A 15,887-nucleotide genomic window follows, 5' to 3' on the forward strand; every position below is an offset into this window, starting at 1 on the left:
GTACGGCTGCCCCGCAGCCGGCCACCACGCCCGGCCCCGCCACCACATCTCGGCCCGTTCGGAACACCTCTGACGATCCGGAGTCCGATCGTCAGGAGCGTCTGGAGACGGACGAGGCGACCGGAGCACAGCGGTCCGTGGAGCCGATCCAGACGGTGGACACGACCGCGGCGGCCACGGCCCAGGGCGCCACTTCTTCCCCCGCGCCCCCGTCACAGATCCTCACCCCGGCCTCCGCTCCTGCCCGGAGCGTGAACCAGGCCGGAACCGATCCCGGCCAGTCGGCCAACCCTGCCTCTGGCCGAACCGTGAACCAGTCGCCGGATTCCCCCGGCCGGATCTCCACGGTGTCCGAGCCCGGCAGCCGAACCGCAGTGGACGACGAGTTCTCCATGGGCGCATTGGAAGCGCTGGGCCGGGGTGGGGCGCCGGCTGAGCCGGGGCCGGGTCTGGATGGGGCTCTGGGGCTGGCTGAGGGGAGTGAGGCGGGGCCCGATACGGCGCCGGCGGTGGACTACGGCATGGTGCACGGGGATGACTTTCCCTACTTCCCCTATGCGGAGAGCCGTGATGGCGAGCAGTTGTGGCGGTTCTCGGACAGGCCACCGGAGGAAGTCTTCCGAGAGGGTTTCGGGTCCCCAGACGCCGACAACGTCGTACCCCTGTTTGAATGGGTGACCGAGAGCCCGTCCGCGCAGTTCGTCGGCACCACTCGCAATCGCGAACTCTGGTACGGAGACAGGCGCTACCGCTATCAGATCGACTCGTCCCGCAATGGGGACGACCAGAACCACACCGGGGTAGATGTCAACGGCACGATCGACATGCAACTCGACGAGCAGGAGGTTGCCTTCACCGGCTCGCTCGATGCGCAGACCGTCGTCAGCGTCTATGACCGAGAACTCAGCCGCACGGGGACCTGGAACCAGGCCACCGAGACGGTCGAGTGGGTTGCCGGTGAGCTGTGGGGTTCGGGTGAGGTGAGTACCGATCGCTGGATTCCGTTCGGTGGCGGTGGCGGAGGTGTGGGGTCCCAGGCGTTCGAGTTCACCCCCGCCGGTCCTGAGGTGCGTAAGGCGCAGCGGCTTGTCGACGGTGAGCTCGTCGAGTTCGACGCACCGTGGCAGGTGCGTCGGCCCCCGATGTCCGGGGAGCGGACGCAAGTCGGCTATTCCTGGGCGTCGTACCGCGGTGGCACGCCCGCGCAGGACACCGTCCAACTGATCCGCCGGGTTCATCTGGTGACGCATCCGGACGACGTAGTGACCGCGGACCAGGTTGCGGCTTTGCGGCGTGATCTGCGCCAGGCCATGGAGAGTGTGGTCAACCAGCGGGACTACCGCCTGCCGCTTCCCCAGGCCGACCAGGTCACCGGTCCCCAGCTGCCCGGTCCGCGGCTGCGGGTGGACGTACGGTTCGTCGATTCCGAGGACCAGGCGGACACGGTGGTCCGGGTCCGTAGCGGACTGCCGGGTCCTGGGCGGCCCATGGTGCAGGACACCTGGTTCACCGATGTGCATCCTGCCGCGTACGTGCATGAGATCGTCCACGGTCTGGGTGTCCGCGATGACGAGGCTGACCCGCGCGTCCTGCTCACACCGGGGGGTGGCCAGCGTGTGGTTCTGCGGGCTTGGCAGCGGGGCGCCACGCCGGTGGACGATGTGCTGCGCGTCACCCGGCGGGTGCACCTCGTTCCGGATGGCGTGGGTGCGGAGCGCATGGGGGCGTTGCGCGAAGACGTCGCGCGGGCTGTGGAGGAAGAGGTCAACGGCCGTGGGCACCGGGTTCCGGTGGTGCGCTCTGATGGGATGATCGGCCCGCAGTGGCCCGGTCCGCTGTTGCGGATGGACGTGGAGTTCGTTGCTTCCGCCGATCAGGCCGACACGGTGGTCCAGGTCCGTGACGGGGCGCCCGAGGCGGGGCGGCCGATGTCGCGGGATGACTGGTTCACGGGCGTACATGCTGCTGCGCATGTCCGCCGGCTCCTGCCGCGCATAGGCGTGCGTGATGACGGGGCCAGGCGAAGGGTGCTGCTGATCCCGGACGGACGTAAATCGCAGGTCCTCGGTGAGGACGAGTCCAGTCTGATGGGCGCGTTCACCGACCCTGAAACGCAGTTCTTCGTCCTCACCTCCGACCATCTCCAGCAGATCGCGGATGTCCTGACGCCCCATCTCCACCACAACACCGTCAGCGACCTGTCCGCGCGGACGGCGCCCGTTCCCGGAACCGGGGAAGGCGCGACGCTCCCGGAGCAGGCGGCCGTTGACACACCGCCCCCCGTGGACGTGCGGATGGTGCACCCTGCCGAGCACGCGCATCCGGCCGCCGCGTCCTTCGCCGACACGGCCGCGGTGTCACCGGCCGGGCCGGAGCCGTCGGGCTCGGAGCGCGCCGGGGAGGAGGCTCGGGAAGAGCGGGAGGAACAGGTCCTCCCCGGAGTGGACCCCTCCGCGTGGGATCGCTTGCGCGGGTATGTGCGGGGCATCTGGGAGCGGATCACCGCGCTGCCCGGGGCGGCGGCCGCCTGGGCGGGGCGCCTTTGGCAATCCGTCGTGGACTGGCTCGCGGGCAGGAGGGCGGCCGCCGCGGTCGAGATCGCCCGCGCCGAGGTGCGGCCGGACTACAGGCAACGGTGGGTCGGGGCAGCACCTCCTGGGGGCGCGCTCGACATCAGGCGCTTCGAGGCGCGGCGGTATCGGTTGCCGACGGGTGAGTTCGAGAGTCGCGCGCTGGTCCGCGTGTTCCTCAGGCGAGAAGACGGCGATTCCGTTACCGACGAGTCGTTGGCGGCGCTGGAGCGGCGGGCCCAGGAAGCTGTCGACGAGCGGTACAACGGCGGCTTGCGTCTTCCCGGCGGGGACCTGTTCCGGGTCGACCTGGAGTTCGTCGGAACTCCCGAGGCCGCTCACCACACCGTCACGGTGCACGCCGAGTACGAGCGGGCAAACCACCAGAACTGGGGGCTCACCACACAAGCCGACACCCTGGCCCACGAGGTGGGGCACCTGCTGGGCCTGGACGACGAGTACCGCGAGAGCTACGCGTACGGCGGGCGCACGGTGTACCAGGACAAGTCCCTGATGAGCCTCCTCGAAGTGGATCACTTGGGGCGTCCGTTCGTGGACGCGGACCAAGTTGTCCACTCCCGGGCTGGGGGCCGGCACCGGATGCGGGTTACCCCTCGTCATCTGCGCCAGTTCGGTTCGGCCATCGAGGCTGCTTTGGGGACGGTGCGTCTGCGGGTCGACGGGGAGGTGGTCTTCTCTACCGCTGAGACGCTCCAGTCTCGGGCGGACGGGCTGCCGACCCGCGCGCACTTCTCCTTGGACACCCGGCGGGCGGTGCTGTATGGCGAGCCCCGCACTGGCGGTGGCGGGTATCTGCCGCCCAGCGCTATGTCGGATCGTCCGCGGCCGGTCGTGCTGGAGGGGACGGCCAAGCCCAATGGGACCTACCGTGCCGAGTACCCGGGGCTCTCCGTGCGGCCGGATCTGGCGGACCGCTCGCATCCCGTCGCGGGGGACCTGCACGTCCGGCCGAGACAGCCGAAGCGCGGACAGATGATGTTTCCCGCGCATTGGACCGAGGACGACGCCGTTTACGCCGCCGAGCAGGCATACCTGCATGCCCTGCGCCAGGACACGGTTCACCCCTTTCTTGGGAGGCCCGGCGTCTACGTCTGGACCGGCGAGTACGACGGAGTGCGTATCACGGGGGAACTCAGCGTCGGCCGGCCGCGCGTGGTCTTGTTCCGCGACCGTGTGGACGAAGGCGACCGCGAGATACTCGGACTGCGAGCCGGAGACAGTGTCACCTTCACTGGCTTCCGTCCCTCCGACGATCAGCCCGACACGCCCGGACCCGCCCACGCGTCACCCCCGCCACCGGCAGCCCATCAGCAGAGCGGCCCCGCCTTCAGCCGCCGGGTCGAGGACGTGGCCTGGTACGGCGACCGCCGCACCCGAACCGGCGCCTACCACGAGCCCAAGCTGGGACGGGAGGAGCTGGCGAGGTACTACGGCCTGAGGATCACCCCCGTCCGGACACACGACAACGGCACGTACGAGGCCGACGTCTGGTTCCTCGACCCCGCGCTGCGCCCGGGAGAGGATCAGGCGGGCAATCTGCTCAACTGGTATCAGCACCAGGACGGGGACCAGCACGTCATATTCCCCAAGAAGTGGAGACCTGACCAGTTGCAGGCCGCCGTGGAGCGGGCGCACGCCGCGGCCATCGCCGCGAACACGGTCTGGGAGGTGGACGCCCGCGGTACTTACCACTGGGTGGGCGATGTCGCGGGGGTCCGTATTGAGGGTCTGGTGCGGGATGGGCATCATGTCGCCTACCGGCCCACGCAGATGCAGCCGTTCAGCGGCTGGCCCGACCGCGAGCCGGTCGGCGAGGCGGCCGGCTCGCCGGTGTCGTTCACCCGTGAGGGACAGGTTGTCCCGTTCGCCGTTCGGCACGTGCTGTTCGACAACGGGCAGCAGGGTCTCCACCTCACAAAACGGATCCACCTGGCCGTCGCGCCCGGCATCGACGACACCTCGGTGAGCGAGGCATGGAGCCGACTGGAGAAGATCTGGACCGCCGGATACAGCCGCTTCGTGTGCGGACCTCGGAGGGACGGAGCACTGGTCCGTCTGTCGTTGGCCCGTGTCGAGAGTTCCGAGGAAGCGCACCACTCATTCCTCGTCGATGACCTGCACACGCTGTCGGACGCCGTCGTCGACGTGCTGCCGGACGTCGACGAGCTGCGAAGCTTCACCGGGGATGTGCTGGACAGGGCGGCGCCGACGGCTGACGCATGGCGGTTGTCCGCCGGTACCGACGAGGCGGACCTGTATCGGGCCCTCGACCTTCTCGATCTGGCGGACCCCTTCAGTAGGCCTACCACGCTGCGCGAACCCGACCCGGCGGACTCAGGCCCGCGGTCCGAGGACAGACTCGGCCCGCTGGACGGTTTGGCCGACTCGGCACAGCGGGACAGCGCCGGTCGGGAGTCCGGGCATGAGTCTGACGTGGCCGCCGGGTCCGACGTTTCCGCCGAGTCCGGCACCACCGGGCAGGACGACGTCTTCACCCGTGTCGAGTCGGCGGCCGACGAGCGCCGGTCGCCGGTCGTCGGCCGTTCCCCGCGGAGGCTGTTCCTCCCGTCCGCTTCCGCGGCGCCCTCCACCGACACGGCCGCGGTGTCAGCGGCCGGGCCGGAGCCGTCGGGCGCCGGTCCCGAGGTGCAGCCGGACGACAGCGGGCCGGTTGAGCCGGACGGGTCCGCGTTCGCCGGCGCGGTCGAGATCGCCCGTGTCAAGGTCCAGCCGGACGACAGACGAGAGTGGGTCGGGGCGCCCTATGGGGGCGCGCTCGAGGTCAGGCGCTTCGAGGCGCGGCGGTATCGGTTGCCGGCGGGGGACTTTGGCACCCGCGTGGTGGTCCGCGTATTCCTCGATCGAGTAGGGGGCGCGCCCATCACCGAGGATCAGTTGACCGAGGTGGCTCGGCGGGCCCAGCAGGGTGTCGACGAGCGGTACAACGGCGGCTTGCGGCTTCCCAGCGGGGACCTGTTCCGGGTCGACCTGGAGTTCGTCGGAACTCCCGAGGCCGCTCACCACACCGTCACGGTGCACGCCGGGTACGGCCGAGTGAACCACGGGACCTGGGAGCTCGACACCAAAGCCCACGTCCTGGCCCACGAGGTGGGACACCTGTTGGGCCTGGCGGACGAATACCGCAAGAGCGACGAGTTCGGCGGGCGCACGGTGTACCTGGACGAGCCCCTGATGGGCGCCTACCAAGTGGATCACTGGGGACGCCCGCTCGTGGATGCGGACCACTTGGCCTACTCTCTGGCCGCGGGCCCGACCCGGATGGGGATTAAGCCTCGTCATCTGCGGCAGATCGGTTCGGCCATCGAGGCTGCTTTGGGGACGGTGCGTCTGCGGGTCGACGGGGAGGTGGTCTTCTCTACCGCTGAGACGCTCCAGTCTCGGGCGGACGGGCTGCCGACCCGCGCGCACTTCTCCTTGGACACCCGGCGGGCGGTGCTGTATGGCGAGCCCCGCACTGGCGGTGGCGGGTATCTGCCGCCCAGCGCTATGTCGGATCGTCCGCGGCCGGTCGTGCTGGAGGGGACGGCCAAGCCCAATGGGACCTACCGTGCCGAGTACCCGGGGCTCTCCGTGCGGCCGGATCTGGCGGACCGCTCGCATCCCGTCGCGGGGGACCTGCACGTCCGGCCGAGACAGCCGAAGCGCGGACAGATGATGTTTCCCGCGCATTGGACCGAGGACGACGCCGTTTACGCCGCCGAGCAGGCATACCTGCATGCCCTGCGCCAGGACACGGTTCACCCCTTTCTTGGGAGGCCCGGCGTCTACGTCTGGACCGGCGAGTACGACGGAGTGCGTATCACGGGGGAACTCAGCATCGGCCGGCCGGGCGTGCACTTCTTCCGCGACTACGCCCCTGAAGGCGACCGCGAGATACCCGGCCTGCGGGCCGGAGACAGTGTCACCTTCACTGGCTTCCGTCCCTCCGACGATCAGCCCGACACGCCCAGCCCTGCCCACGCGTCACCCCCGCCACCGGCAGCCCGTCCGCAGCGCCCCGCCTTCAGCCGCCGGGTCGAGGACGTGGCCCGGTACGGCGACCGCCGCACCCGAACCGGCGCCTACCACGAGCCCAAGGCGGACCAGGCGGCACAGGAGGATTTCTACGACCTGAGGATCACCCCTGGCCGGACACACGACAACGGTACGTACGAGGCCGACGTCTGGTTCCTCGACCCCGCGCTGCGCCCGTTCCGGCTCCTCCCCGGGCTGCGCCAGGTAGAGCCCCCGACGAGCGATCCGAGCAACTGGCGTCAGCACCGGGACGGGGACCAGCACGTCATGTTCCCCAAAGAGTGGAAACCGCACCAGGTGCTGATGGCCGTCGAGTGGGCGCACGCCGCGGCCATCGCCGCGAACACGGTCCGGGAGGTGGACGACCGTGGCACCTACCACTGGGTCGGCGATGCCAAAGAGGTGCGTCTCGAGGGCCTGGTGCGGGATGGCCATCATGTCGCCTACCGGCCCACGCAGATGCAGCCCTTCAGCCGCTGGCCCGACCGCGAGCCGCTCGGCGAGGCGGCCGGCTCGCCGGTATCGTTCACCCGTGAGGGACAGGTTGTCCCGTTCGCCGTTCGGCACGTGCTGTTCGACAACGGGCAGCAGGGTCTCCACCTCACGAAACGGATCCATCTGGCCGTCGCGCCCGGCATCGACGACACCTGGCTGAACGAGGTCTGGAGCCGACTGCAGCCGTGGGTGACCGACGCATACAGACACCTCGCGCGCGGACCGCGAACGGACGCAGCACTGGTCCGTCTGTCCTTGGCCCGTGCCTCGCGTCCCGAGGAAGCGCACCACTCATTCCCTTTCGATGGACTGCCCGCACTGGTGGATGCCGTCCGCGACGTGCTGCCGGACGTCGACGAGCTGCGAAGCCTCACGGGGGATCTGCTGGACAGCGCGGCGCCGACGGCCGATGCATGGCGGCCGTCCGCCGGTACCGACGAAGCGGACCTGCAGCGGGCCCTCGACCTTCTCGACCTGGCGGACCCCTTCAGTAGGCCTACCACGCTGCGCGAACCCGACCCGGCGGACTCAGGCACGGGGTCACGGGTCTCGCCCTTCGACTCGGAAGGTGACTCCGAAGCTGAATCCGGGGCTTGGTCCGAAGACGAGTCCGAGAGCGAATCCGGGGCTTGGTCCGAAGACGAGTCCCAGAGCGAATCCTGGCCTTGGTCCGAGAGCGAGTTCGAGGCCGAGTCCGAGTCCGAGAGCGAGTCCGAGCAGGGTACCGAGAGCGGCCCGGACGCCGGTGAGCGGCGGCATGCCGTGGGGCCGATGGAGTCCGAGCTCAACGTGCACCGGCCGCCGCGCATCGACCGTTCGATGTCGTCGTCGTCCTTGTCATCCTCGTCGGAGGACGGACCGGTGCGGTTCACCGACGGCAGTCGGCTGCCGGAGTACCTGACCACCGGTTACGGCACCGGTGAGGCCGAGGGCCGCACCTACGGCCACAGCCAGGTCACCCTGCGCGGTGCCGACATTGTCGTACAAGAGATCGGTGAGCGGCTCGGCGGCCGGTCCGCCATGCCTGGCCTGAGCGAGGTGCTGGACGACCTCCGGCAGGCGCTCGGCACCTCCCCCCAGATCTTCCACGGTGACGGGTACGAATCCCCTTCGTTCGGAAACTCCCGCGCCCAGGTACTGCGGGTGGTCACCCGACCGCATGGCAACTGGGAGCGGTTCACCGATCCGCACGATGAACAGGTCAAAGTGGACGCGGGTCAGCGCAGCCAGATCACCATGGGTGCGGGACACACGGTGAGCGCGAGGCGCCGGGCGGCAGCGGGCGTCACCGTCGGACCGCTGGGGGGCATAGGCGGGGTCGGCCGTCTCGGCGGAACCATGGGCGTAACCCGCTCGTACGAGTACGGCCTGCGGGACCAGACGCTCAGTCAGGTGGAGACCCGTATGGCGCAGAGGTCCCGCCTGCACCTGGACGACGTGCAGTATGAGGTCTTTCTCAGCGGTGAGGCCGAGCCCATCGGTTCTTTCACCGTACGAAACGGGCTGATGGTACGACTGGCCGACAGCCAGACGTCCCCTGCTGAACCGGGCCGTGTTCCCCACAGGATGACGCTCGGTGCGCGATCCGACTACCGGCTGGTGCACACCGAGGGCTATGGGCCCGTCAGGCCGCTGCGGGACCGGCTCGCGGCAGAGCTGGGTGTTGTTCCCGGCAGCGCGGCGTACGAGTACATCACCGCGTTCTTCAGTTCCGAAAGCTTCCACCGGGCGGCGGATCGCCTTGCCAGGGGCAGTGTTGCGGCGGACGCCCTGTTCGGGGAGGACGGATCGCCGCTGGGGGCGTTCGTCGTGGAAAGGGTGGTGCCTGGGGAGGCCGAGCTCCTCACCGAGAGCCGGGCCGCCGAGATGCGCAACACCATCCAGCAGACGGTCAACAACGAAAGGACACTGTCCAGGACCTCCTCTTGGGGAATCAACGTCACCGCCGGTCCCTCCATGGACCTCGGCTCCTGGGGCCGCCTCATGGTCGGCGCATCCGCCGGCCATGACCGCAGCACCACGCACAGCAGTGCGTTCGGGGGCTCAGGAAGCCGCAGGATCGTCGGCCGCGCCAAGAACGTGCCGACCGTCCTTTACCTCGTCCGCAAGACCGTCCACGTGCGCAGGAGCGGAGCCAGCGAGACCATCCCGTTCGAGACCTGGAGTCTGGACCGGATGACGCACACAGAAGCTCGGCGTCTCGCCGGCTGGGACGACGGCACGACACTGCGCGCCCGGAACGGCAACGCACCCCATGTCCCGGTCTACCTGACCGAGGAAAACCCCGTCGTGCTGGGGATGACCAGGCCCGAGGCCTTCACTTACGACGACGCCGACCTGGTGAGTACTGGGGGCCGGCCGCAGGGCTGGCTGGAGGCCTTCTCCGACAAGGCGATCCGCGCCGCCGCCGAGACGTACCCAGGAGTATTGGCTCCACTGGAGGAATTCGGGGATCCGACCGACTCCCGCTGGCACGACCCGCAGCACTACAGCATGGCGCTGGCGAACACCTTGCGCGTGATGAACGCCCTGTCCCATCACAGCATCGCCGGCAACCTCGAGGTGCTCACCGCGACAGGGCTGTCGATCGGACTCGATGTCCCACCCGGCGTCCTCAGCCGTTCGCACCTGTCGCTCCGGATCAGGGGTGAGCTGACCGGGCGCCGCTATGAGGGCACGCAGAACGACCTCATCCTCCGCACCAGCGTCCCCGGCACGGAACGCCTGGACGGCTCTCAGAGCGTGACGCGCACCTCGGGCGCGGGTCTCGACGTGGCGCTGCGCGGCATCGTTGACCACGCCAGCATCTCGGTCGGTCCCTCGTGGGCACGGTCCCGGGGCCGGGAGACACAGCACGGGGCCACCGTCTCGTACGAGCCGCTGGTCGCCAGTTCCAGCCCTTCCCATCTGTACAGTTACCAGCTCGCACTCACCGCGGAGATCGAGAGCTTCTCGCGTTTCCGCACTGCGCCGAGGGCTCTCTCGCTGGGGATGCTGGGCGCGCGCCCCCAGGAGAGCACGGACCTGGTAGGAGGCGGCACGGGCGATCCGTTCGTGGGCCGGGTCGTGCTTGCCGTACCGGACGAGCACACGCCCCCCACCGACCCGCGGGCGGAGGTGGCGGCCCGCGCGGAGCCCGAGGGCCATGTCCGAGACGCATTCGGCGATCAGCCCTATCAGACGCTCAGCGTCGGCTCGCCCGCCGCACTCGCCCGCGCCGCCGAGGCGCTCATGGCGGGTCTGTCCGGCGGTTCCTGGCACTTCACGAGGAGCGGGGCCGCCCCTCACGACGCCATGGTGCGGTTCTTCCAGGCGCAATCCCTCACCGCCGGCTTCGATCAGGCATCCGGTTCCGCCGGCTCCCGGCTCTCCTTGTTCGCGGAAGGCTTCCTGCGGCACAGGGTGGGCGAACTGGTGCACCATATGCGGGTTTTCAACCTGCGCGTGAGGACCAAGCCCCTCAGGATCGCCACTGAGCTCGCGGTCGGCGGCGATCTGCACATGGCGGGGGTGATGACCACCGCCAGGAGTTCCGGTCTGAGCCTGACCGGCAGCGGCATGGGCGGGACCGAGCTGACCACACTCGCCGGCCTGCAGTACCGCAGGGGCAGCTCCCGCGCCGAAACCACGGGTGTGATCCGCACGGTCACCTGGGAGGTCAACCGTGACGACGGTGGCTACAAGGTCCTGGTGTCCGGTGACATCCAGCACGATATCGTCGGCTCCGTCCGCCCCGAGGGGCTGCTCCGCCCGGCGTTCGCCCCCTTCTACCGTGACAGCCGGGGCGAGAGGCAGCTCACGGTCCCCTCGGGCTATCTCGGCCACGTGCCGGAGAAGTCCGCGCACCGGCTCGGGCTCCTGAACGACGGGCTGGGCGAGGTGCCCCGCTACACGTCCCACGCGTGGGGACAGGCCAGGTGGTGGCACGACCACCCCTTCGGGTCGTATCCCGTCAATTCTCTGGACACCACCGCGGTGCAGGCCCGCATCGACGAGCAACTGCGGCAGTGGAAGGTCGACGACGCGGACCGTGAGCGAGTGCGGTCCCTGGTCACCCCGCGTGCCTTGCGGGCCCTGCGTGAGCAGATGGCCTCCACCGGCACGGCGGCCCGTGCCCGGGTCGGCCGTTGGCTGGCGGGCATCCGCGTCGGCAGCCGCACCGGCTCCCTGCGGGTGGAGCTCATCGCTGAGGAGCCGCGCTTCGATGGCCTTGACCACGGGGTCGCCATAGAGGACACCCGGACATCCACCGTGACCGAGGTGGCGGGAAACTCCGCGGGCTCCTCCCGCATGTTCGGGGCGAACGGCATGGAGGGGGTGGCCACCGCCTCCCCCGACGCGGTGCCGCGGCCGGGCGACCTCCAGGCCGTCCGGGCGACGCTCGACGGGGGGTTCACGAGCGCCGAGCTGAGGTCCCACAGCCAGTCCCGCACGCAGACCAGGAGGCGCACCTTCTACGCGAGAGAGCCGCATGCCGAATACCTCACCCGCTACCGGCTGCGGCTGACCCTCGACACCGGAAACGGCAGACACCTTTCCGTGGAGGACGAGGTGGGCACGCTGCGCGAGCAGGTGCCCCTGAGCATGACTGTCCCGGACCGGGGCACCGGCCAGGCGGACGACCCCCTCCGGCCGCCCACCGTGGACGCCCCGGCTCGTTCGGCCGTCCTGCTGGGACAGGAAGGAGCCACCGAGCGGGCCATCGACGCCTGGCGGTCCCTGCTGCTGCCCAACGGCACCCATGGCCCCTTCCAGCCGCCGTCCACCGGCTTCCAGGTCCGCCGGATCGTCGGCCGCGACACGCTGAAGCAGGCTGCCGTCCTGGCTATCGCCGAGGCGTACGGCACGTCCGTGACCGCGGCCACCGCCGGCGGCGGCCCGCGCCAGCTGACCGCCAAGGAACTGGACGCGGCCGCGGTGACGGCCGGCGACACCAGACTGACCCGGCCCGGCACCGCCTCGGCGTTGGCCCTGGACAACGGAACCAGCGACGCCGCGCTGACAGCCTTCTTCGAGGACAGCGGGACCGCTGACGGTTACGTGGTCCCCGGGCTGAACGAGGAGGGCGGCGCCCATGGCCAGTACCGGCTCTACTCCAAGCCGGACCTCACCCGGGCGGTACTGCTGGCGGTGGTCCCGGACACCACCATGGAGAGCGCCGAGCGCGACACGGCGGCCCGGGGCACCACTGTCTCCCGTACGAGCGGGCACGACTCGTCGCTCGGTGCGCAGACGGTGGTGTCCGTCGGCAAGCCCGGCTCGGTCGCCCCCTTCAGCTCCGTGACGGGCCCGAGCGCAGCCGAGAGTGACCGCCGCGTAAGCTCCGGCGCGCAGGGCGCCCAGCTCACCATCAAGCTGGCCGGCCGCAGCTTCGTGTTCGCGATCCCGACCGCCTGGCTCGGCGTCGCCGACGTGGACCGGCCCAACTGCGTGTTCGGCCACATCAGACGCATGCGGGCCGTCGAGACACAGACCCGGATCATCGCCCTCGTTCGCGAGGACCTGGCCCGGGAGTGGGGTCTGGTCGACGACGGGAACTTCCCGCCCGCGGTCGCGGACGCATGGACGCAGGTGACCAAGGCGGGCAAGGCATGGGCCGCCGCGGACGACGCCTACTGGGCCAAGCGCCGCGCTCTGGCCGGTCCGGGGGAGAGCACCCCGGAGACGGACGACAGCGAGTTGCTGGAGCCGCTGCTGCAGCGTGCCGAGGATGCGGCCGGCGAGTTCCACCGTGTGCGGGCGGAGACCGACCGGCTCACCCGCTGGCACCGGCTGCCCCCCGAGGCACACCGGCCCGGTGAGCCGCGCTTGCGCGCGGGCGTGCCCGAACCGCCGGCCGTGAAGTTCACCTTCACCGCGGGGGACACTGCGGTGAAAGCCGAGCACCCCGTGTACGAGGCACTGGAGGGCGCGCCCGGCGATCTCGGGCAACTCGTCTCACCGGAGGGCGGCCTCTACACCCTGTACGACGTTCCCGCCGATGGTGACGGCTTCTTCCACGCCGTCGCCGAGGGACTGCATCACGCCGACCCCGGCCTGCTCGCGGAACGGGTGCCGGCGACGGACCGGCAGCAGATGGCCGACACTCTGCGGCGTCTGCTCGCCGAGGAGTTGAGCCGTCACGCCGACTTGCTGGAATTCACCTCGCCCGATACCAGGGACAGGTTCAGCGGCGACGAGCTGGGGGCAGGCGGGATGAGCCCCATGAAGACCCTCCGGCTCAGCGAGCTGAAGCCCGGCACGATGGCCTTGAGTACGCCCGAGTGGCGCGAGTTCTCCGACTCCGGCCACCTACCGCTGCACGCCGAGCTGCCGGGCCGGCAGCGTGCCGGTCTCGCCCGGGAGCAGCTGCTGCGCGGAGGCGACGCCACCGACGGCGCGGGATGGGATCACGGCGCGGCCGACCTACTGCCCGCGCTGGCTGCCCGTCACTTCGGAGTGCGGGTCACAGTGGTCGGCGCGGACGGGCGGTTCCAGGACTTTTGGCCCTCGCACTCCGAGGCAGGGAACCCCACCGAGGACCAGCTGCCGCACATCGTGCTGCACCTGAGCAACCGGCACTACCGGCCGGCCCTGCCCGCCGGTGAGGCCCGGCGGCAGCCCGCACTGTTTCCGGCACTGTCCCGGACCGCCGAGGGCGGCCGGAAGGCGGACGCCGCCGTATCCGCAACGCCTCAGAACCGGCCGCCGCGGCCCGCCTACGCCACGGCACCGTGGGCAGCCGATTCCGCCGCTTGGCGCACCACCCGGCGGGCCGGGACGACAGGACTGACCGGACCGGACGGCACCGCCCACACCCTCCGCGAGCCGACGGGCGACGGCAACGGCTTCTGGTCGGCCGTCACCACGGGGCTGAGGCCGCAGGGCGTCACCGAGCGAGGCCTCCTCACCCGCCCGCTTCCCGAAGGAGCCCGGCTGGACCGCGGGACACCGTTCACGGACGAGGAACTCGCCGTGGCCGGGCTCTCCGCGGAGACGATCGAGTCCGTGCGCCGCCGACGGGCTGACGGCGGGCTCCCGCACGACCTGGAACTCACCGCATGGCAGGAACGGGCCCTCATCCGCGCGCAGTTGCTCACCACTCGCGGCTGGAACGAAGCGACCGAGCGGACAGCCGTCGCACAGGTGGCCTCCTACGGCGTGAACGTGACCGTGGTCGGCGAGGACGGCACCTTCAGCACTACCCACGCCCCCGGCGACGGATCGGGCAGGCCAGAACTGGTCCTGTATCGCAGGGGCCGAGAATACTTGCTGGCCGAGCCGGTGACCGCCGACAACGGCTCGGGCACCTCGCCCACGGATGCCGAAACCCCGCCACGGGGGAACACGCCGTCCGTAAGGACGCCGCACGACCGGATAGCTCCCCTCGCGCAGGCCGCGGCCGGCGACCGTCAAAACGGGACCGGTGACCCGCCCCCGCCATCCCGGGCAGAGGAGACCCCCGAGCGGGACAACCGCGCGGAATTGGGCCAGCTGCTCGAGTCCCCGGCTGTGCTGGACACCCTCGTACGGCGCCATCACGTGGAAGGACTGCGCTACTCACCGTCGGTCACGGCCACCTGGGACCTCGCACCGCGCATCGAACTGCCGCTGCGCGATCTCGCACTCACCCCGACGGACCGTGTGAACCTGCTGCGCATGCATCCGGACCTCTTCGAGCCGTGGGTGGGGGAGAGCCTGGCCCGGCTGACCGGGTAGGAGCAAGGCGGCTTGCTGCTCCAGGCATCACATCCCTGTCCGGCAGCCTTGCCCGTAGGTGCGGCCGGACGGCGTGACCGCGCCCCCGGCCTGCGGGAAAACCCCCGGGGCATCCATCCGGTAACCGCCACCGCCGACAGGGACGGCCTCCGGCATGTCGGCCGGGTCCTCGCCGCAGGCCGCGGTACGAGAGGTGGGGCGGCTGACGTGTGCGTTGCACGAAGGTGCAGAGATCGAGGGACCTACAGATCAGATGTTCCTCAACGGCGAAGGGCCTCGTGGACCTTCGGCCCTAGCATCGCGGCAATCCTTCCCAGCGATTCACCGACCAAGGAGCAAGCTCATGGCAGGCGGCGTACAGCAGTCAAATGCACTGGAGACCCGGACCGGCATCCGGGCGCTGGTGAGGTGCCCCCTGCGATGTGGACACATCCGATAACGGATCTTGCGGATCCAGGAAGGTGAAGATCCGCGTCGCAAGGCCATCGAAGTGCCCTGCCGCTGGGACTTCATCTCTGCCAACGCCGGGGCCTTCGGCGTGCAGCGGCTGTGCCGAGTGCTCGGCGTCTCCCGCTCGGGCTACCACCGCTGGCAAGCCAGCTGTGAGACCGTGCCACGCGCAAGGAGGACGCGGCCGCCCCGATCGAGGAGATCCGCGAGATCCACGCCGAGCACAAGGTACATCCAGTCGGCGTGACGTGTCTCTACCTCGCCTCCGTCACGGCCACAGCGCCCTGGGCTACCTCTCCCCGATCGAGTTCGAACAGCAGCACCAAGCAGGGGCTAAACACTCACTCACAGCGTGAACCCCTGCTGTCCACAATCCGGTGGACACCTCGGTCACCGCGATCGCCGACGGCAGCCTCCGGACCGCCGGCAACATCCCGTCCACTCAGGCCGCGAGCCTGGATTCCATCAGCCAGGCGGCGGGTCAGACCGTCACCGGTGACACCACAGGGAAGCACTGATCTCTCATGGCGATTCAGGCCTCTAAGCCCGTGAATGACATGCTGTTCGTTTTGATCGGCGAGAAGCTGATTCAGGCTAATGAGGATCTGGCTCGTGGGA

Annotated in this window: 3 protein-coding genes; 2 read left to right on the forward strand and 1 reads right to left on the reverse strand. The window is 70.0% G+C overall.

What is annotated here, in order from left to right:
- Positions 1–91: 91 nt before the first annotated feature.
- Positions 92–394, reverse strand: coding sequence for a hypothetical protein (locus tag ABZZ20_RS36030; protein ID WP_356877136.1), 303 nt, complete (start codon positions 392–394; stop codon positions 92–94).
- 280 nt (positions 395–674) lie between these two features.
- Between ABZZ20_RS36030 and ABZZ20_RS36035 the strand changes: the two genes are divergently transcribed.
- Together ABZZ20_RS36035 and ABZZ20_RS36040 are read left to right on the forward strand one after the other, a co-directional pair.
- Complete coding sequence (locus ABZZ20_RS36035; RefSeq protein WP_356877138.1) at positions 675–14,819, forward strand: EndoU domain-containing protein; 14,145 nt, start codon at positions 675–677, stop codon at positions 14,817–14,819.
- Positions 14,820–15,646: 827 nt separating this feature from the next.
- Complete coding sequence (locus tag ABZZ20_RS36040) at positions 15,647–15,787, forward strand: hypothetical protein (protein WP_356877140.1); 141 nt, start codon at positions 15,647–15,649, stop codon at positions 15,785–15,787.
- The last annotated feature ends 100 nt before the right edge of the window (positions 15,788–15,887 follow it).

Origin of the sequence: Streptomyces sp. NPDC006430 (genome assembly GCF_040612395.1) — a bacterium.
In the GTDB taxonomy this organism is placed as follows: domain Bacteria; phylum Actinomycetota; class Actinomycetes; order Streptomycetales; family Streptomycetaceae; genus Streptomyces.

Excerpts from the sequence above, each read along its gene's own strand:
- ABZZ20_RS36030 (WP_356877136.1), bottom strand. The coding sequence starts at position 394 with ATGGAGAACTCGTCGTCCACTGCGGTTCGGCTGCCGGGCTCGGACACC.